The organism is Pseudomonas marginalis (assembly GCF_008692035.1).
Lineage (GTDB): Bacteria > Pseudomonadota > Gammaproteobacteria > Pseudomonadales > Pseudomonadaceae > Aquipseudomonas > Aquipseudomonas marginalis.
The window spans coordinates 67488-86236 of the sequence record NZ_VTFG01000003.1; the positions used below are offsets into that span (position 1 = coordinate 67488).

Here is an 18749-nt window from a genome sequence, read left to right on the forward strand (position 1 = left end):
GCGTGTCTCTCAACGAAACGCCGGCACCACCTGCTCGATAAACAACGCCAACGACTTCTTCTTCTCGGCATGGGGCAGGCTGTTGTCGCACCAGAAGCTGAACTCATCCACGCCCAGCTCCTGGTAGTAACGGATGCGCGGGATGATTTCTTCGGCGGTGCCGATCATCGCGGTCTTGTGCAGGCTGTCCAGTTCGAACTCCGGGCGGGCGGCGAATTTTTCTTCCGGGCTCGGTGCCAGGAAGCCATTCACCGGTACCTCTTTATTACCGAACCAGGCATCGAAGGTGCGATAGAACTTCGAGATCGCCTTGGCCCCGATTTTCCAGCCGTCCGGATCATCGGCGGCATGCACGTGGGTGTGGCGCAGCACCATCAGTTGCGGGCGCGGTACGCCGGGGTTGTTGTCGAGGGCTGCCTGGAATTTGTTTTTCAGGTCGAGGACTTCCTCGTCGCCCTTCATCAGCGGCGTGACCATCACGTTGCAGCCGTTGGCCACCGCAAAGTTGTGCGAGTCCGGGTCGCGGGCGGCGATCCACATCGGCGGGTTGGGCTGCTGGATCGGCTTGGGCACGCTGGTGGAGGTGGGGAATTTCCAGATGTCGCCGTCGTGGGCGTAGTCGCCTTTCCACAACGCACGCACCACCGGCACCATCTCGCGCAGCGCCTGGCCGCCGCTGGAAGCGGGCATGCCGCCGGCCATGCGGTCGAACTCCACCTGGTAAGCGCCACGGGCCAGGCCGACTTCCATGCGCCCGTTGCTGATCACGTCGAGCAAGGCGCATTCGCCCGCCACCCGCAACGGATGCCAGAACGGCGCGATGATGGTGCCGGCGCCCAGGCGAATGGTGGTGGTCTTGGCCGCGAGGTAAGCCAGCAGCGGCATCGGGCTTGGCGAGATGGTGTATTCCATGGCGTGGTGTTCGCCAATCCATACGGTGCTGAAACCGCCAGCCTCCGCCATCAAGGTCAGTTCAGTCAGGTCTTCGAACAACTGACGGTGGCTGACACTTTCGTCCCAACGTTCCATGTGTACGAACAGGGAAAACTTCATGACGCTTACCTCGGATCTATTGTGATCGGCCTGTCGACTGCGGGCCCTTAAGTGCTCTCGCCAATGTGAAGCCTGCCAGTGATGACGGCGGTTCGGCGGATTGATTGTTGGTATACCATAATACGGAATGTCCGCAAAATTTTTCTCTCAACCGGTTACCGGGCTGACACCCGCAATCAAACTGTGGGAGGGGCTCAGGCCGGCAGCGGCAGGGCGCCCATCTTGCCGTGGCAATACACCAGTGGCCCGGCGTTCTGCCGGGGCACGATCAGGTTCTTCACTGCGCCGACCATGATCGCGTGATCGCCGCCTTCGTATTCGCGCCACAACTCGCACTCGATCACCGCCGTGGCATTCGCCAGGATCGGGTTGCCCAACTCACTGAGGGTCCATTCAATGCCCTGGGCCTTGTCCTTGCCCTTGCGCGCAAAGGCATAGGCTTCTGTTTGCTGCCCACCGGAAAGCACATGAATGGCAAAGCGTTTGTTCTTGATCAACACCGGGTACGAGTCGGAGCTGTAGTTGGGGCAGAACAGCACCAGGGCCGGGTCCATGGACAACGAGCTGAAGGCACTGGCGGTCAACCCGACGATTTGCCCGTCGTCATCGAGCGTGGTGATCACGGTGACCCCGGACGGAAACGAACCCATCACTTGTTTGTAGATAGCGGCATCGATCATGGGGCGGTCCTCTGCGGATAAAGCGGTTTTTATGGTTTGTAGGTCTGATGGTATACCGTAATACAATCGATGCAACCGCTTTTTCAGTCGCCCGATGAACGTCAAGGCTGGGTCTAATAGCCAATAAATACGGGCGCCATGGCAGGAAATAACGGGGTGCCCTGTGGCACACTTGCGGATCAGATGGGCGCTGAAACTACGGATCAGTCTTGTGAAAATGTTGGAATACCATAATATGGTGTTCATCTGAGGGGCGGCCAGAGAGCTCCCCCGGTGTGGCGTCAAACAACTATAAGATCAGACAAACGCGAGTTCATTTCCATGCCCCAGATGTCCCGGCAAGACCCCCTGATCGAGCATCACACGGTCGATTACGTCCCCCTCGCAGAGCGCCATGGAAAGGCCCGCGACCTGTTCACCTTATGGTTCAGCACCAACATCGCACCGCTGCCGATTGTCACCGGTGCCATGGTGGCCCAGGTGTTCCATCTCAATCTGGCGTGGGGGCTGCTGGCGATTGCCCTCGGGCATCTGCTCGGCGGCATCGTGATTGCCCTCGCATCGGCCCAGGGCCCGCGCATGGGCATCCCGCAGATGGTGCAGAGCCGTGGCCAGTTCGGCCGTTACGGCGCGCTGCTGATCGTGTTTTTTGCCGCGCTGATCTACATCGGCTTTTTCATCTCCAATATCGTCCTGGCCGGCAAGTCCATCGTCGGCATCGTGCCGTCGGTGCCGGTGCCGGCGAGCATCCTGATCGGCGCCCTCAGCGCCACCGCGATCGGCGTGATCGGCTACCGCTTTATCCATAGCCTCAACCGCATCGGCACCTGGGTGATGGGCAGCGCGTTGCTGGCCGGTTTTATCTACATCTTCGCCCATGACCTGCCGGCAGATTTCCTGACCCGTGGCGGCTTCAACGCCGCTGGCTGGTTGGCCACCGTGTCGCTGGGGGTGATCTGGCAGATCAGCTTTTCGCCCTACACCAGCGACTACTCGCGCTACCTGCCGGCGGATATTGGCATCACCCGGCCGTTCATTGCGACCTACCTGGGCGCCACCCTCGGCACCATCCTGTCCTTCGCCTTTGGCCTGGTAGCCGCACTGGCCACGCCCGAAGGCACCGAAGCCATGGTCGCGGTCAAGCAAGCCACCGGCTGGCTGGGGCCGATCCTGATGGTGCTGTTCCTGCTCAATATCATCAGCCACAACGCCCTGAATCTGTACGGCGCGGTGCTGTCGATCATCACCTCGGTGCAGACCTTCGCCAGCCACTGGACCCCGAGCATCAAGGTGCGCGTGCTGCTGTCGGGCGTGGTCCTGGCCGGTTGCTGCGTGGTGGCGTTGGGCGCGTCGGCGGACTTCATCTCGCAATTCATCGGCCTGATCCTCGCGCTGTTGCTGGTGCTGGTGCCGTGGGCGTCGATCAACCTGATCGACTTCTACATCATCAAGCGCGGGGTCTATGACATTGCCTCGATTTTCCAGGCGGATGGCGGGGTGTATGGGCGTTTCAACCTGCATGCAATCGTGGCGTACTGCATCGGCATCATCGTGCAACTGCCGTTTGCCAATACGTCGCTGTATGTGGGGCCGTGGGCCAACCTGGTAGAAGGCGCGGACCTGTCGTGGCTGATGGGACTGGTGGTGACGTGCCCGTTGTATTACTGCCTGGCGACACGTCAACACACCCGGAAGATCAGGGCGGTGCGGTTGGGCTACACCGACTGAGCCACTCCGCCGAACTCCTCCAACGCATCCCGCAACGCGCCCTCGAAGTATTCCTTCGAGGCGCGATCCCAGAGGATATGAAACGCCGGCAGCTCCACACTCCCTGTGTGGATGACAATCGCATTGACCCGCGCCACTGACGTCTGCGCCACCATCCCGAGCTTGAACGCCGGGTCGCTCAAGTCAACCCCGCACAGCTTGGCCATCACCTGCGCAATCACGCCCCCGCTGAGTCGCACACAGGCATGGCTGTCCTGGCGCGGCAGCAGGTAGTTGGCGCGGTGGTCCAGTTCCCAACGCGCTTCTTCATCGGCAATCCGTTGCCCCTGATCCTGCGGGCTGCCCAGCACCAGGTATTCGTTCTGCGACAGGCGCGCCACCCAGCTGCCGTCCGCTTGTGCGCTGGCTTGGTTGGGCGCGCCCGGCAACGTGAAGCCGCGCGCCGTGAGGTACTCGGCGCTTTGTGCGCCGCGAAAGCCGACCCGGGGCAGGTCGGTCTGGTCCTGCAGTTGGCAGGGCGGCGTGAACAATTCGTGGGCTTTCAGACTGGTCATGGCTTAACCCTCCTGGCGTTGGTTAGTGGGGTCGAAGAACGGCAGTTGCACCACCTCGGCCTGGACGACGATGCCGCCCTCGACGCGAATCGGAATGCGCTGCCCCGGTGTGCTCTGGTCGATCCCGGCGTAGGCCAGGCCGATGATGCGGCCCAGGCTGGCGGAATATTCACAGGAGGTGACGTTGCCGCTGATGTCCGCGCCGTTGAGCACCAGGTGGCCTTCCAGCGGTTGCACGCTGCCCTTGGGCAGGCTGAAGCCCACCAGTTTGCGTTTCAGCGGCTGGGCTTCGAGGATGTCCACCGAGCGGCGGCCGACGAAGAACGGCTTGTTGCGGCTGACCGCCCAGCCCATGTCGATTTCTGCCGGGTGAGTCATGCCGTCGGTGTCCTGGCTGATGATCACATGGCCTTTTTCCAGGCGCAGCAGGCGTTGGGTTTCGACGCCGAAGGGGCGAATGTCAAAGGCCTTGCCGGCCGTCATCAACGCGTCCCACAACGCCAGGCCGTGGCGTGCCGGTACGTGGATTTCATAGCCCAGTTCGCCGACGAACCCTACCCGCAGCAAGCGGGCCTTGATTCCGGCCACCGTGCCCTGGCGCACGCCCAGGTAGGGGAAGCCTTCGGCACTCAGGTCGAGGTCGCTGCACACCTGCTCCAGCACCTTGCGCGAATCCGGCCCGGCGAGGTTCACCGCACAAATCGCTGCCGTGACGTTGGTCACGTCCACGTCCAGGCGCCACTGTGCGTTCCACTTGAGCATCTGCTGGTAGATGCGGTCGACGCCGCTGGTGGTGGCGGTGACGTAGAAATGCTTGTCGGCCAGCCGTGCGCACACGCCGTCGTCGATCACCACACCGTGTTCGTTGGTCATCAGTGCATAACGCGAACGGCCCACCGGCTGCTTGAGGAACGCGAAGGTGTACATGCGGTTGAGCAATTCGGCGGCGTCCGGGCCGCGCACGTCCAGGCCACCGAGGGTGGACACATCGATCAGCCCGACCTTGTTGCGCACGTGCAGCGCTTCGGCCTGCATGCACGCTTCGCGGTCCTGGGACTTGCCGTAATAGGCCGGGCGCTGCCAGATACCGGCGGGCATCATCTTCGCCCCGGCTTGCACATGGCGCGCGTGCATCGGCGTTTGGCGGTAGGGGTCGAAGGCCCGCCCGGCGACATGGGCGAGTTTCTCCGCCACGAACGGCGGCCGTGCGGTGGTGACCCCGGTTTCGCTGATCGTGCGCTGGGTCGCCCAGGCCACCAGCCGTGCGGTCGGCAGCGCCGAGTGACGTCCCTGGGACGGACCCATGCCGACCGTGGAGTAACGCTTGACCAACTGCACATCGCGGTAGCCGATGCGGGTGGCGTTGACGATATCCGCCACTTGCAGGTCTTCGTCGAAGTCGATGAAATCCTTGCCCTTGGGGTGCGGGAAGATCGGCCAGTGGAAGTTGACCTGGGCTTCGCTGCGCAGCGCTGCAGGCAGGCTGGTGCTGTTCAAACCGAGGGCGCGCAGGCTGTCGGCGGCGGCGTTGGTCCCATCCGCCAGCACATTGTCCAGTTGATGCCGACCGTGTACGGAACCGGCCACGCCCAGGTTGCGCGGCAGGCCACTGAGGCTGAACTCCGCCCGCGAGTCGTCATAGGCCAGCTTGCCACCGGCCTGGCATAGCAGCTGATAGACCGGCATATAACCGGCCGACATGCACAGCAGGTCGCAGTCGATCACTTGCCCGCTGGTGCTGACCTGGCCCTGGCCGGTGATCTGGCGCACATCGACGCCTTTCACATGGCGCAGGCCTTTTTCATGCAGGGCCTCGAACACGGTGCTGTTGCTCAGGCATAGGATCTTGCGCTGGGCCAGGGCACCCGGCAGGGCTTTGTCCGCCGGGGCGTGACGCAGGTCGATCACGGCGGCCACCTCCACGCCCTGGTCATGCAGGTCGAGGGCGGCGAGGTAGCCGTCATCGTTGCCGGTGAGCACTACCGCGCGCTTGCCGGGCTTGACTGCATACAGCTTCATCAGGCGTTGCGCGGCGCTGGTGAGCATCACCCCCGGCAGGTCGTTATTGCGGAAGACCACCGGTTGGTCGAACGAACCGCTGCACACCAGGCACTGCTGCGCGCGCACTTTGTACAGGCGCTTGCCCTGGATCACCGGCAGGTAGTTGTCGGTGAACCAGGCATTGCAGGTGGCGTCGGTGAGCACCTGGATATTCGCGTGTTGCTGCACCGCACCGAGCAATTCGCGGCGCAGGGTGTCGGCGCGGGTGCCGGCGATATCGAAGCGCGCGTAGGTCAGCGACCCGCCGAGGATCGGCTGCTGCTCGATCAGCAGCACCTTGGCGCCGGCATTCGCGGCGGTCAGCGCGGCCTGCAAGCCGGCGGGTCCGGCGCCGATCACGGCGAGGTCGGTGAACAGGTAGGCCTTGTCGTAGTACTCGGGTTGGAAGGTCAGGTCGAGCACGCCCAGGCCGGCTTTTTTGCGGATGATCGGTTCCCAGACTTTCCACATGCCCTTGGGCTTGTAGAACGAACGGTAGTAGAAACCCACCGGCATGAACTTGGAGAACTTGCCCAGGTAGGCGTCCTTGTCGTTATCCAGCGAGCCGTTGACGTTCTGCGCCGTCACCGCCAGGCCGGCGGACAGCGCGTGGGCATCGGCCAATACGTTGGGTTCGCGGGGCAGTTGCACCAGGCTGTTGGCGTCATGGCCGGCCATGGTCAATGGGCCGCGTGGGCGGTGGTACTTGAACGACCGCGACATCAGGAAGCGCCCGTTGGCGAGCAGCGCGCTGGCGATGCTGTCGCCCTGTAAACCCTGGTAGGGCAGGCCGTCGAAACTGAAATCGAGTGGCTGGTCACGCTGGATCAGCAGGCCCATGGGGGCGGGGAGGCGGTTCATCCGGCGATCTCCTTGGCGGTGGTGAAGTCGACGCGGGTAGTGAACACTTCGCGCGGATCGAAGGTGCGCAGGATCTCGTCGGTGACCGTGTGGCGCTCGGCGAGGAACCAGTAACTGGACGGCGTGTGCATCCACCATTCGCGCACCACACCGGCGAGGTTATCGGTGTTGAACACGTAGTCGGCCCATTCGGCATCGCTGCAGGTCACCGGATCGGGCATCGGTTTGAATTCACCGCCGTAGGTGAACTCGCTGATATTGCGCGGCCCGTTGAGCGGGCAAATCATGATTTTCATCGTCTGCTCTCCGTCAGTGGCTGGCCGCTGTGGCGCCCATTTCGTTGACTTGCTGGAAGGTCGAGAAACGTTCGAGGCCGAAGGGCTTGATCAAGTCCGGCACCTTGCCGCCGCTGGCGACCAGCTCGGCCATGGTCTTGCCGCAGATCGGCGTGGCCTTGAAGCCCCAGGTGCCCCAGCCGGCGTCGAGGTAGTAATTCTTCAGCGGCGACAGGCCCATGATCGGGCTGTAGTCGGGGGTCATGTCGGTGATCCCGGCCCATTGGCGCATCAACTTGGCGTTGGCCAGGAAAGGGAACATTTCGATGGCATGGGCCAACAGGCTTTCCTTGAGGTCCAGGGTCGAGCGGGTGTTGAACAGCGGGTACGGGTCGGAGCCGCCACCGAACACCACTTCGCCACGGCTGGTTTGCTGCACGTAGCAGTGCAGGGCCGAGGAACTCACCAACGGGTCGAGGAACGGCTTGAACGGCTGGGTGACCATGGCCTGCAACGGGAAGGTCTGGATCGGCGAACGGATACCGGCCTTGGCCATCAGCAGCGAGCTGTGCCCGGCAATCGCCTGCACCGCGCAGCCGCACCGGATGGTGCCGCGATTGGTCTTCACCGCGGTGATGGCGTCGTTCTCGATCACCAGGTCCTGCACTTCGGTGAGCTGATGGATTTCCACGCCGCGCTTGGCTGCCTGCTTGGCGTAGCCCCAGGCCACAGCATCGTGACGCGCGGTGGCGCCGTCGATATGCCAGAGCCCGGCGATTACCGGCAAGTGGCCGGGGTCGAGGTTGAGGCTGGGCACCAGCTCGCGGATCTGTTGGCGGTCGATCATCTCGGTACGCCCGCCGAAGTGCTTGTTGACCTCGGCGCGCTGGCGGAACGAACGCACGGTGGCGTCGGTGTGGGCCAGGGTCAGTTGGCCGCGCTCGGAGTACATGATGTTGAAATCGAATTCGTTGGACAGCGACTGGAACATCTTCACCGACTCGGCGTAGAAACGAACGCCTTCGCTGGTGAGGTAGTTGGAGCGGATCACCGCTGTATTGCGCGCGGTATTGCCGCCGCCCAGGTAGGCCTTTTCCAGCACCGCGATATTGGTGATGCCGTGGTACTTGGCCAGGTAGTAGGCCGTCGCCAGGCCATGGCCACCGGCGCCGATGATCACCACGTCGTAACTCGACTTGAGTTCCTTGGGCGGTGGCAGGTCCACCTCCACCGGGTACTCCGAACTCAGCCCGTATTTCAATAGATTGAATGGCATACGGCCTCCGATTGGCTGCGTAGGGCGTGGTGTTGCGCCAGGGCGGCGGCCACGGTGTTTTTCATCAGGAAGGCAATGGTCATCGGCCCGACACCGCCGGGCACCGGGGTGATGGCGGCGACATGGGGCAGGGCGCTGTCGAAGTCGACATCACCCACCAGGCGGCTGCGGCCGTCGTCGTCGATGCGGTTGATGCCGACATCGATCACCACCGCGCCGGGCTTCAACCAGCTCGCGTCAATCAAGCGGGCGCGGCCCACGGCGGCGATCACGATATCGGCCTGGCGACACAGGGCCTGGGCGTCGTGGCTGCGCGAATGCAGCACGGTCACCGAGCAATCCGCCTTGAGCAGCAGCGCGGCCATGGGCTTGCCGACGATGTTCGAACGGCCGATCACCACCGCGTGTTTGCCACGCAGGTCGCCGCAGGTTTGCTCCAACAGATACAGGCAACCGCTCGGGGTGCACGGCGTGAGCACTGCGCGGCCCTGGCTGAGGCCGCCGACGTTCTGGCTGTGAAACCCGTCGACGTCCTTGTCCGGCGCGATGGCCTCCAGGGCGCGCAGTTCGTCCATCTGCGCCGGCAACGGCAATTGCAGGAGGATGCCGTGGATCGCCGGGTCGGCGTTCAATTGGCCGATCAGGATCAACAATTGTTCGGTGCTGGTATCGCCGGGCAGGCGATGCTCCACGGAGCGGATGCCCACCTCTTCGGCGCGTAGGATCTTGTTGCGCACATAGACCTGGCTGGCCGGGTCGCTGCCCACCAGGATCACCGCCAGCGCCGGTTGAATAGCCTGCCCATGCAGACGCGCCACGTCCTCGCGCACTTGCAGCAGCACGCGCGCCGCGGCGGCTTTGCCGTCGATCAGTTTATGCGCGCTCACCGGAACACCACCGTTCTGTCCTGATTGAGGAAGACCCGGTGCTCCAGGTGGTACTTGACCGCCTTGGACAAGGCTACGGTTTCGGTGTCGCGGCCGATGGCGACCAGGTCGTCAGGCTTGTACACGTGGTCGACGCGCTGCACTTCCTGCTCGATGATCGGGCCCTCATCCAGGTCGCTGGTCACATAGTGCGCGGTGGCACCGATCAACTTCACACCGCGTTGATACGCCTGGTGATAGGGCTTGGCCCCCTTGAAACCGGGCAGGAACGAATGGTGGATATTGATCGCCCGTCCCGACAGTTGCCGGCACAGGTCGTCGGAGAGGATCTGCATGTAGCGCGCCAACACCACCAGCTCGGTGCGGGTGTCATCGACGATCTTCATCAGCTCGGCTTCCTGCGCGGCCTTGTTGTCCTTGGACACCGGCAGGTAGATAAAGCGAATGCCCTCGCGCTCGGCCATCGGCCGCAGGTCGAGGTGGTTGGAGACGATGGCGGTGATGGTCATGTCCATCTCGCCCTTGTGGTAGCGGTAGAGCAGGTCGGTGAGGCAGTGGTCGAACTTGCTCACCATCAGCATCACGCGCATCGGCTCGCGGGTGTCGTACAGCTCCCACTGCATGTCGAAGGCCTGGGCGACATCGGCGAAACCGTCTCTGATCGCTTGCAGGTCGCCTGTGTGGCCATCGTTGAAACGGAACACCGCACGCATGAAAAAGCGGCCGCTGAAGTCATCGTCGAACTGCGCCATTTCCCCGATGTAGCACGCCTTGTCCGCCAGGTAAGTGGTGACGGCAGCGACGATGCCGGACACGGCGGGGCACGTCACCTTGATGATGAAATGGTTTTTTTCGTGTTGCATGACACGTCCTCGGGATGATGGCGGCAGCTCATCGCATAGCGAAAAAATGTCTGAGGACAGCAGGCTCATTCCTTGAGCGCGTTTTCTTGTGGGGAATAAAATATTCCTGAAGTGGCTTTATAGGGGAATGGGGGCAGGGCGTCTAGAGGGTTTGGGAAAGTTTTTTAACTGAGGGGAATTTTTACACAGGCCCAACGGCATCGAACGCTGTTAAAAATGTGGGAGGGGGCTTGCCCCCGATGAGGGGGGGGCAGTGAAAGATGCATTCACTGACACTCCCTCATCGGGGGCAAGCCCCCTCCCACAATTGGATCTCTGTGCTTCAGGTGTATCGAGTCCGGATTACTCTTTGTCGTTGCCGTAATTCATGATCGACAGCAGGCGAATCGGCACCCGCACCAACTCTTCCGGCCCATGGGGAATCTCGCCCTCAAACGTCAAGCTGTCCCCGGCCTCCATCCGATACAGCTGGTTGCCATGCCGGTAAATCAACTCCCCCTCCAGCAAATGCAGAAACTCCGTCCCCGGATGGGCAAAGGTCGGGAACTCCTCGCTGGCGTCATCCATGCTGACCATGTACGCCTCGAAGCTCTTCTTCGGACCGCGCGTGTGGTTGAGCAGGTGATAGGTATGCCCCTTCTCCGTCCCACGGCGCACCACTTCCATGCCCTGGTCGGCCTTGACCAGCAAGGCGCTGCCATCCTGCTGGTCGTATTCGCTGAATAACTTCGACAGCGGCAGCCCGAGTACATCGCACAGGCGGCTCAAGGTATCGAGGCTGGTGGAGACCTGGGCGTTCTCGATCTTGCTCAACATGCCCTGGCTGATATCGGCAATCTTCGCCACGTCGGACAGCTTCAGGTCCTGGGCCTGGCGCTGGCGTTTGATCTGCAGCCCCAGGTATTGCTCGAGCTTGAGGCGCGGGGCGGTTTCGGTGGACATGATCATCGGCTCCTGCACGGTTTCCGTTCAGTAATATTATTTTCGCACTGGGAAAGTGCAAGGTCTGGCGCTTGAAGGCCACCCCGCTGTGCGTATTCCTGCGGGGAAAAGAATTTTCCCATATATACAGCACAAAAGCGCAGCTCCACCCACTTCGATGTGTCGATCGCGATTCTGGCAAGGGTATTGCATTCCTGTAAGGAAACTAACTTTCTTTTTAGGAATAAAAAGACAGCCTAGGCCCACCCACACGGTTTTGCCTTTCGCGAGGAGTGACACGCAATGTTGCCAGCAGAAACCCAGCGCATCATCGACAAGCACGGGATCAAATACGTGCTTGCGCAGTTTGTGGATATACACGGTGCGGCCAAGACCAAGTCGGTGCCCATCTGCGGGCTCAAGACCGTGGCCGAAGAGGGCGCGGGGTTTGCCGGGTTTGCCATCAGCGGCATGGGCATGGAACCCCATGGCCCGGACTTCATGGCGCGCGGCGATCTGTCGACCTTGACCCCGGTACCCTGGCAGCCGGGTTATGGGCGCGTGGTGTGCGTCGGGCATGTCGACGGCAAGCCCCATCCCTACGACAGCCGCTACGTGCTGCAGCAACAAGTGCAGCGCCTGCAGGACAAGGGCTGGACGCTGAACACCGGCCTGGAGCCCGAGTTCAACCTGATGCGCCGCGACGAGCAGGGCAAGCTGCAACTGGTGGACCCCAGCGACAACCTCGACAAGCCTTGCTACGACTACAAGGGCCTGTCGCGTTCGCGGGTGTTCCTCGAGCGCCTGACCGAAGCCTTGCAGGCGGTGGATTTCGAGGTCTATCAAATCGACCACGAGGACGCCAACGGCCAGTTCGAGATCAATTACACCTACAGCGATGCCTTGACCTCCGCCGACCGCTTCACCTTCTTCCGCATGGCCGCCGGCGAGATCGCCAATGACCTGGGCATGATCTGCTCCTTCATGCCCAAGCCCGACCCGAAACGCGCCGGCAACGGCATGCACTTTCACCTGTCGATCAGCAGCGCCGAGAACAAAAACCTGTTCCATGACGCCAGCGACCCGAGCGGCATGGGCCTGTCGACACTCGCCTATCACTTCGCCGCCGGCTTGCTCGCCCATGGCCCGGCGCTGTGTGCGTTCGCCGCGCCCACGGTCAACTCCTACAAGCGCCTGGTGGTCGGCAACTCGTTGTCCGGCGCCACCTGGGCGCCGGCCTTTATTGCGTTTGGCGCCAACAACCGCTCGGCCATGGTCCGCGTGCCGTATGGCCGCCTGGAGTTCCGCCTGCCGGATGCCGGCTGCAACCCCTACCTGGTCAGCGCTGCGATCATCGCCGCGGGCCTGGACGGTATCGATCGCCAGCTGGAAATCGACCACGTCTGCAACGAAAACCTCTACAGCCTGAGCCTCGAGCAGATCGCCGAGCGCGGCATCAAGACCCTGCCGCAATCCCTCAAGGAAGCCTGCGACGCGCTGGAAGCCGACGCGCTGTTCGCCGAAATGCTCGGCCCGCAGATCGTGGGCGAGTTCATCAAGCTCAAGCGCATGGAGTGGGTGGAGTACAGCCGCCATGTGAGCGACTGGGAAATCCAGCGCTATACCGAATTTTTCTGACACCGTGTGACGGAGACTTGTTATGTGTGGAATCGTAGGCCTGTACCTGAAGAATCCGCAGCTGGAACCCCAGCTCGGCCAGCTGTTTGAACCCATGCTGCAAGCCATGACCGACCGTGGCCCGGACAGCGCCGGTTTCGCCATCTACGGCGATGAAGTCGCCGATGGCTGGGTCAAGCTGACCCTGCAAGCCACCACCGAAGCCTTCGACTGGAAAGGCTTGATGGGCGAGCTGGAAGGGCGCCTCGGCTGTTCCCTGGACTGGTTCCAGAACGCCAGCGCCGCCGTATTGAAGATCCACGCCGACGAAGCCCCGGTGCGCCTGGCCCTGGCCGAACTGGCGCCGAGCGTGCGCATCATGAGCGCCGGGCAGAGCATCGAGATCCTCAAGGGCATGGGCCTGCCCCAGGAAATTTCCCAACGCTTCGGCCTGGCAAACATGCAGGGCAGCCACATCATCGGCCACACGCGCATGGCCACCGAAAGCGCGGTGACCATGGAAGGCAGCCACCCGTTCTCCACCGGCGCCGACCTGTGCCTGGTGCACAACGGCTCGCTGTCCAACCACTTCCGCCTGCGCCAGGAACTCAAGCGCGAAGGCATCCACTTCGAAACCGACAACGACACCGAAGTCGCCGCCGGCTACCTGACCTGGCGCCTGCAACAGGGTGATTCGCTCAAAGAGGCGCTGGACCACTCCCTGGAAGACCTCGACGGCTTCTTCACCTTCGCCATCGGCACGCGCAACGGCTTTGCGGTGATCCGCGACCCGATTGCGTGCAAGCCGGCGATCTTGGCCGAGACCGACGACTACGTCGCCATGGCCTCCGAGTACCAGGCGCTGTCGAGCCTGCCGGGCATCGAAAACGCGCGGATCTGGGAGCCGGCACCGGCCACGTTGTACATCTGGGAACGCCCGTCAGCTTAAGGAGCGCACACATGAAAACCATCGATCTTTCCACCGCCACCGTGCGTGACCTCAACCAGGCGCTGCACGCCCAGGCCATCGACAACGAGTGGCGCGTGACCCATTCCAACGGCAAGCACAACCTTGCGGTAGGGGTGAACCAGGCCGTGTCCATCGATATCGAGGGCCACGCCGGCTACTACTGCGCGGGCATGAACCAGCAGGCCTCGATTACCGTGCACGGCAATGTCGGCGTGGGCTGCGCCGAGAACATGATGTCCGGCTCGGTGCGCGTCAAAGGCAGCGCGTCCCAGGCCGCCGGGGCCACGGCCCATGGCGGTTTGCTGGTGATTGAGGGCGATGCGGGCGCGCGTTGCGGGATTTCCATGAAGGGCATCGACATCGTCGTCGGCGGCAGCATTGGCCATATGAGCTGCTTCATGGGCCAGGCCGGGCGCCTGGTGGTGTGCGGCGACGCCGGCGATGCGCTGGGGGATTCGCTCTACGAAACCCATATCTACGTGAAAGGCACGGTGGAGTCCCTGGGCTCGGACTGCGTTGAAAAAGAGATGCGCAGCGAGCACCTGCAAGAGTTGCAGGAACTGCTCGACCGCGCCGGTTTCGCCCACCAGGCGGCGGATTTCAAGCGCTACGGCTCGGCCCGTCAGCTGTACAACTTCAAAGTCGATAACGCCTCCGCGTACTGATCAGGAGCTCCACCATGACTGAACAAACCCCTCCGGTCCTGCGCGAGTCGGCCACCTTCGACCGCCTGACCATCCAGGAAATCCAGCGTGCCGCCGAAACCGGCATCTACGACATTCGCGGTGGCGGCACCAAGCGCAAGCTGCCGCACTTCGATGACTTGCTGCTGCTCGGCGCCAGCGTGTCGCGCTATCCGCTGGAAGGCTATCGCGAGAAGTGCGGCACCGATGTGATCCTCGGCAACCGCTTCGCCAAGAAGCCGATCCACCTGAAGATCCCGGTGACCATCGCCGGCATGAGTTTCGGTGCGTTGTCGGCCAACGCCAAGGAAGCCCTGGGCCGTGGCGCGACCATCGCCGGCACCAGCACCACCACCGGTGACGGTGGCATGACCCCGGAAGAGCGCGGCCAGTCCCAGCACCTGGTGTATCAGTATCTGCCATCACGCTACGGCATGAACCCGGATGATTTGCGCAAGGCCGACGCCATCGAGATCGTCCTCGGCCAGGGCGCCAAGCCCGGCGGCGGCGGCATGTTGCTCGGCATGAAAGTCACCGAGCGTGTGGCCGGCATGCGCACCTTGCCCATCGGCGTGGACCAGCGCAGCGCCTGCCGCCACCCGGACTGGACCGGCCCTGATGACCTGGCGATCAAGATTGCCGAGCTGCGCGAAATCACCGATTGGGAAAAACCGATCTACGTGAAGATCGGCGCGAGCCGGCCGTATTACGACGTGAAGCTGGCGGTCAAGGCCGGTGCCGATGTGATCGTGCTTGACGGTATGCAAGGCGGTACTGCCGCGACCCAGGAAGTGTTTATCGAGCATGTGGGCATCCCGATTTTGTCGGCCATCCCGCAAGCGGTACAGGCTTTGCAAGAGATGGGCATGCACCGCAAGGTCCAGTTGATCGTGTCGGGCGGGATCCGCAACGGTGCCGATGTGGCCAAGGCCATGGCGATGGGCGCGGATGCGGTCGCCATCGGCACGGCGGCGCTGATTGCCCTGGGCGACAACCACCCACGGCTGGACGCGGAACTGAAAAAGATCGGCTCGGCCGCCGGCTTCTACGACGACTGGCAGAACGGCCGCGACCCGGCCGGCATCACCACCCAGGACCCGGAGCTGTCCAAGCGCCTCGACCCGGTGGAAGGCGGGCGGCGGTTGGCCAACTACCTGCGGGTGATGGTGCTGGAAGCGCAGACCATGGCCCGTGCGTGCGGCAAATCGCACCTGCACAACCTCGACCCCGAGGACCTGGTGGCGCTGACGGTGGAATCGGCCGCCATGGCCCGGGTGCCGCTGGCAGGAACCAGCTGGGTGCCGGGTTCCGGTTACTAGCGGGCCCCTGTAGTGAGCGGGCTTGCCCCGCGCCGGGTGGCGAAGCCACCCCAATAAAGCCGCCGCATTCATTGAGGTAGAAATGCGGCGATTGGTTTACGGGCGGCTTCGCCACCCAGCGCGGGGCAAGCCCGCTCACTACACCCAGGTACTTCCCATTTCTTTTGCAGGAGCTTTGAACATGGTCAATCGTCTTCTCGGCAAATCCCTCTTCGGTTTATTGCTGGCCAGTGCCTTTGCACCCTTGGCCCAGGCCGCCGACGCCCCCACCTTGAACACCGGCAGCACCGCCTGGATGGTCACCGCCGCCGTGCTGGTGCTGTTCATGTGCTTGCCGGGGCTTGCGTTGTTCTACGGTGGCCTGGTCCGTGCGAAAAACATGCTCTCGTTGTTCACCCAGTGCTTCGGCATCGCTGGCCTGGTGGGCGTGCTGTGGGTGATCTACGGCTACAGCATGGTGGTCGACACCACCGGCATGGTCGAAGGGCAGGTGACCTTCAACAGTTTTGTCGGTGGCCTGAGCCGCGCCTTCCTGGCGGGCATGACCCCGGAGAGCCTGGTGGGGGATATTCCGGAAGGGGTGTTCGTGACCTTCCAGATGACCTTCGCCATCATCACCCCGGCCCTGATCGCCGGCGCCTTTGCCGAACGCATGAAGTTCTCGGCGGCGCTGCTGTTCATGGCCATCTGGTTCACCCTGGTCTATGCCCCGGTGGCGCATATGGTCTGGGGCGGTTCGGGGGCCTTGATGCATAACTGGGGCGTGCTCGACTTTGCCGGCGGCACCGCCGTGCACATCAATGCCGGTGTGGCTGCGCTCGCTGCGTGCCTGATCCTCGGCAAGCGCAAGGGCTACCAGAACACGCCGATGCCGGCGCATAACCTCAGCCTGACCATGGCCGGTGCGGCGATGCTCTGGGTCGGCTGGTTCGGCTTCAATATCGGCTCCGGTGGCGGCCTCAGCGGCACCTCGGGCATCGTCATGCTCAACACTCAGTTGGGCGCCTGCGCCGGGATCCTGGGCTGGATGTTCACCGAGTGGTTCAAGGTCGGCAAGCCCAGTGCCCTCGGCCTGGCCAGCGGCGCGTTGGCCGGCCTGGTGGGGATCACCCCGGCGTGTGCCTACGTGGGCGTCGGCGGTGCGTTGGCCATCGGCTTGCTGTGCGGGGTGTTCTGCTACTTGAGCGTGACGGTGTTGAAGCGCCGTTTCGGCTACGACGACAGCCTCGACGTGTTCGGTCTGCACGGCATTGGCGGGATGATCGGCGCGGTGTTGACCGGGGTGTTCTGTGTACCGTCCATGGGGGGCCTGGTGGAAGGTGTGACCATGGGCGGGCAGGTGGTTGCCCAGCTCAAGGGGGTGCTGCTGACTACGGTGTACTGCTTTGTGATCAGTTGGATCATCCTCAAGGGGGTCAATGTCCTGGTTGGCTTGCGTGCCCATGAGTCGGTGGAGGAGATGGGGCTGGACCTGGCCGAGCATAATGAGCGGGCCTACAACCACTGATCATTCCCCCTGAGTAAACGCAGCTCAAAATGTGGGAGGGGCGGTGCGACGATTCGACTTGCCCCGTGGCGGCTCGGGAGCCGACGACTCTCTAACGGGTGCCCCGGGACTGAAATGTGGGAGGGGGCTTGCCCCCGATGGCGGCCTGACAGCCGACCAGGATGTTGGATCGGATCGAGTACATATCCGTTGCTGCGGTAAAGGCGGCTATTGGTTCCGCCCTTACGGCGGCTCACTTTGGAAAAGCCCCAAAGTAAGCAAAGGGCTCTTGCCCCACCACTCGGCACCTCGCCCAGGCTCGGTGTGCCCGTAATCCGACAGTGATGTGGGCGGCTAAACCGGCATCCCTGCCGGTTTACCCCCCACATCACTATCGGATTCCGGCCAGCGTGGTTAACGGGGCGCCTGAGATCAAGATCAAGATCTACAGCAAGAGCAAGAGCAAGAGCGGCTCGCTTCGCATCGTGGTTACCGTTGTGGATACCTATGCGCCGACAGCGGTCTTTCAGTCAGCTGGGTTGTAGCTGAGCCACGGCCATCGGGGGCAAGTCTCCTCCCGCATTTGCCTTGCTGCGTTGCAGCTGGCTCGCCACCAGGGTGTTCTTCAGCAGGTAGGCAATCGTCATCGGCCCCACACCGCCGGGCACCGGCGTGATCGCGCTGGCTACGGTGCGTGCGCTGGCATAGTCCACATCCCCCACCAACCGTGTGCCGGTCTCGGTGGTGATGCGGTTGATCCCCACATCAATGACCACTGCGCCGGGCTTGAGCCAACTGGCATCGATCAACTGCGGCCGGCCTACGGCGGCGACGACGATGTCGGCCAAACGGCACAGCGCCGGTGCATCGACGCTGCGCGAGTGCACCACGCTGACCGAGCAGTTGGCCTGCAGCAGCAGGGTTGCCATGGGTTTGCCGACAATGTTCGAACGCCCGATCACCACCGCGTGCAAGCCGCTCAAGTCGCCGCAGGTTTCGTGCAGCAGGCGCATGCAGCCGCTGGGCGTGCAGGGCGTGAGCACTTCGATGCCTTGCACCAGGCCGCCGACGTTTTCGCGGTGGAAGCCATCCACGTCCTTGATCGGGTCGATCGCGTGGATCACCGCCGCCTCGTCGATATGCGCCGGCAGTGGCAACTGCACCAGGATGCCGTTGACCGTCGCATCGGCATTCAACCGGGCAAGCAGGTCGAGCACCTGCGTCTGGCTGGCATCCTCCGGCAGCCGGTATTCCAGGGAGCGAATCCCGACTTCCTTGGCCCGCAGCAGCTTATTACGCACGTAGACGTGGCTGGCCGGGTCATCGCCCACCAGCAATACCGCCAGGGCCGGGTAGATTTGCTGCGAGGCTAGCAGCAGGACCTCTTCGCGAACCTCGTCGAGCACCTGGGCAGAGATGGCCTTGCCGTCGATATCGCGGGCAGGCGTGGGGAGAGAGCTGGTCAAAAGCGTCACCGTTGTCTGGGGAAATAAGGCGCTGAGGGATAAGAATCCCTCAGCCATAGGCAGGCCGGAA

The 18749-nt window shown here is 62.9% G+C and carries 16 protein-coding genes; 6 read left to right on the forward strand and 10 right to left on the reverse strand.

The annotated features are described in order from the left end of the window. Window positions 1-9: 9 nt before the first annotated feature. A complete protein-coding gene (locus FX984_RS30395; protein WP_146477583.1) occupies window positions 10-1053 on the reverse strand; it encodes an LLM class flavin-dependent oxidoreductase in 1044 nt (347 codons plus the stop codon). A gap of 194 nt (window positions 1054-1247) precedes the next feature. After that, window positions 1248-1733, reverse strand: coding sequence for a flavin reductase family protein (locus FX984_RS30400; protein WP_092359108.1), 486 nt, complete (start codon window positions 1731-1733; stop codon window positions 1248-1250). 321 nt (window positions 1734-2054) lie between these two features. Here FX984_RS30400 and FX984_RS30405 point away from each other — a divergent pair, with 321 nt between their 5' ends. Continuing rightward, a complete protein-coding gene (locus tag FX984_RS30405) occupies window positions 2055-3461 on the forward strand; it encodes a purine-cytosine permease family protein (protein ID WP_027603570.1) in 1407 nt (468 codons plus the stop codon). Here FX984_RS30405 and FX984_RS30410 read toward each other — a convergent pair. From FX984_RS30410 to FX984_RS30440, 7 genes are all read right to left on the reverse strand, one after another. Next, window positions 3449-4015: a sarcosine oxidase subunit gamma gene (locus FX984_RS30410; protein WP_146477585.1), complete on the reverse strand. Its 567-nt coding sequence runs from the start codon at window positions 4013-4015 to the stop codon at window positions 3449-3451. The genes FX984_RS30405 and FX984_RS30410 overlap by 13 nt on opposite strands. A gap of 3 nt (window positions 4016-4018) precedes the next feature. Then, on the reverse strand, window positions 4019-6916 hold the full coding sequence (locus FX984_RS30415) for a 2Fe-2S iron-sulfur cluster-binding protein (protein ID WP_146477587.1): 2898 nt from the start codon (window positions 6914-6916) through the stop codon (window positions 4019-4021). After that, window positions 6913-7212 (reverse strand): sarcosine oxidase subunit delta, encoded by a 300-nt coding sequence (locus tag FX984_RS30420; RefSeq protein ID WP_027603573.1) that lies wholly within the window; start codon window positions 7210-7212, stop codon window positions 6913-6915. Before FX984_RS30420 ends, FX984_RS30415 begins: the two co-directional genes overlap by 4 nt. 13 nt (window positions 7213-7225) lie before the next feature. Then, window positions 7226-8467 (reverse strand): FAD-dependent oxidoreductase, encoded by a 1242-nt coding sequence (locus tag FX984_RS30425; RefSeq protein ID WP_146477589.1) that lies wholly within the window; start codon window positions 8465-8467, stop codon window positions 7226-7228. Beyond that, window positions 8449-9354 carry a bifunctional methylenetetrahydrofolate dehydrogenase/methenyltetrahydrofolate cyclohydrolase FolD gene (gene folD, locus FX984_RS30430; protein ID WP_146477591.1) on the reverse strand — a complete coding sequence of 302 codons (906 nt, stop codon included), beginning with the start codon at window positions 9352-9354 and terminating at the stop codon, window positions 8449-8451. The genes FX984_RS30425 and folD (FX984_RS30430) overlap by 19 nt, the downstream gene beginning before the upstream one ends. Continuing rightward, window positions 9351-10217 carry a formyltetrahydrofolate deformylase gene (gene purU / locus FX984_RS30435; RefSeq protein ID WP_115489014.1) on the reverse strand — a complete coding sequence of 289 codons (867 nt, stop codon included), beginning with the start codon at window positions 10215-10217 and terminating at the stop codon, window positions 9351-9353. Before purU ends, folD (FX984_RS30430) begins: the two co-directional genes overlap by 4 nt. Before the next feature lie 342 nt (window positions 10218-10559). Further along, window positions 10560-11159: a helix-turn-helix domain-containing protein gene (locus FX984_RS30440; protein ID WP_027603577.1), complete on the reverse strand. Its 600-nt coding sequence runs from the start codon at window positions 11157-11159 to the stop codon at window positions 10560-10562. Between the two features lie 282 nt (window positions 11160-11441). On the opposite strand from FX984_RS30440, the gene glnT reads away from it, so the two are divergent. The 5 genes from glnT to FX984_RS30465 all read left to right on the forward strand — a co-directional run bounded on the left by glnT (window position 11442) and on the right by FX984_RS30465 (window position 17234). Next, window positions 11442-12776 (forward strand): type III glutamate--ammonia ligase, encoded by a 1335-nt coding sequence (glnT, locus tag FX984_RS30445; protein WP_027603578.1) that lies wholly within the window; start codon window positions 11442-11444, stop codon window positions 12774-12776. Window positions 12777-12798: 22 nt separating this feature from the next. Further along, the gene (locus FX984_RS30450) at window positions 12799-13704 is read left to right on the forward strand and encodes a class II glutamine amidotransferase (protein ID WP_027603579.1); all 906 of its coding nucleotides are present in this window, start codon (window positions 12799-12801) and stop codon (window positions 13702-13704) included. 11 nt (window positions 13705-13715) lie between these two features. Next, window positions 13716-14390: a GltB/FmdC/FwdC-like GXGXG domain-containing protein gene (locus FX984_RS30455; protein ID WP_027603580.1), complete on the forward strand. Its 675-nt coding sequence runs from the start codon at window positions 13716-13718 to the stop codon at window positions 14388-14390. Between the two features lie 14 nt (window positions 14391-14404). Beyond that, window positions 14405-15727 carry an FMN-binding glutamate synthase family protein gene (locus FX984_RS30460; RefSeq protein WP_027603581.1) on the forward strand — a complete coding sequence of 441 codons (1323 nt, stop codon included), beginning with the start codon at window positions 14405-14407 and terminating at the stop codon, window positions 15725-15727. A gap of 181 nt (window positions 15728-15908) precedes the next feature. Continuing rightward, complete coding sequence (locus tag FX984_RS30465; RefSeq protein ID WP_098479813.1) at window positions 15909-17234, forward strand: ammonium transporter; 1326 nt, start codon at window positions 15909-15911, stop codon at window positions 17232-17234. Window positions 17235-17743: 509 nt separating this feature from the next. On the opposite strand, the gene folD (FX984_RS30470) is transcribed toward FX984_RS30465, so the two are convergent. Continuing rightward, a complete protein-coding gene (gene folD, locus FX984_RS30470) occupies window positions 17744-18679 on the reverse strand; it encodes a bifunctional methylenetetrahydrofolate dehydrogenase/methenyltetrahydrofolate cyclohydrolase FolD (RefSeq protein WP_043293248.1) in 936 nt (311 codons plus the stop codon). Window positions 18680-18749 lie beyond the last annotated feature (70 nt).

Excerpts from the sequence above, each read along its gene's own strand:
- FX984_RS30420 (WP_027603573.1), bottom strand. The coding sequence starts at position 7,212 with ATGAAAATCATGATTTGCCCGCTCAACGGGCCGCGCAATATCAGCGAG.
- FX984_RS30450 (WP_027603579.1), top strand. The coding sequence starts at position 12,799 with ATGTGTGGAATCGTAGGCCTGTACCTGAAGAATCCGCAGCTGGAACCC.
- FX984_RS30440 (WP_027603577.1), bottom strand. The coding sequence starts at position 11,159 with ATGTCCACCGAAACCGCCCCGCGCCTCAAGCTCGAGCAATACCTGGGG.
- FX984_RS30410 (WP_146477585.1), bottom strand. The coding sequence starts at position 4,015 with ATGACCAGTCTGAAAGCCCACGAATTGTTCACGCCGCCCTGCCAACTG.
- FX984_RS30465 (WP_098479813.1), top strand. The coding sequence starts at position 15,909 with ATGGTCAATCGTCTTCTCGGCAAATCCCTCTTCGGTTTATTGCTGGCC.
- FX984_RS30395 (WP_146477583.1), bottom strand. The coding sequence starts at position 1,053 with ATGAAGTTTTCCCTGTTCGTACACATGGAACGTTGGGACGAAAGTGTC.
- purU (WP_115489014.1), bottom strand. The coding sequence starts at position 10,217 with ATGCAACACGAAAAAAACCATTTCATCATCAAGGTGACGTGCCCCGCC.
- FX984_RS30400 (WP_092359108.1), bottom strand. The coding sequence starts at position 1,733 with ATGATCGATGCCGCTATCTACAAACAAGTGATGGGTTCGTTTCCGTCC.
- glnT (WP_027603578.1), top strand. The coding sequence starts at position 11,442 with ATGTTGCCAGCAGAAACCCAGCGCATCATCGACAAGCACGGGATCAAA.
- FX984_RS30405 (WP_027603570.1), top strand. The coding sequence starts at position 2,055 with ATGCCCCAGATGTCCCGGCAAGACCCCCTGATCGAGCATCACACGGTC.
- FX984_RS30425 (WP_146477589.1), bottom strand. The coding sequence starts at position 8,467 with ATGCCATTCAATCTATTGAAATACGGGCTGAGTTCGGAGTACCCGGTG.
- FX984_RS30455 (WP_027603580.1), top strand. The coding sequence starts at position 13,716 with ATGAAAACCATCGATCTTTCCACCGCCACCGTGCGTGACCTCAACCAG.
- FX984_RS30460 (WP_027603581.1), top strand. The coding sequence starts at position 14,405 with ATGACTGAACAAACCCCTCCGGTCCTGCGCGAGTCGGCCACCTTCGAC.
- FX984_RS30415 (WP_146477587.1), bottom strand. The coding sequence starts at position 6,916 with ATGAACCGCCTCCCCGCCCCCATGGGCCTGCTGATCCAGCGTGACCAG.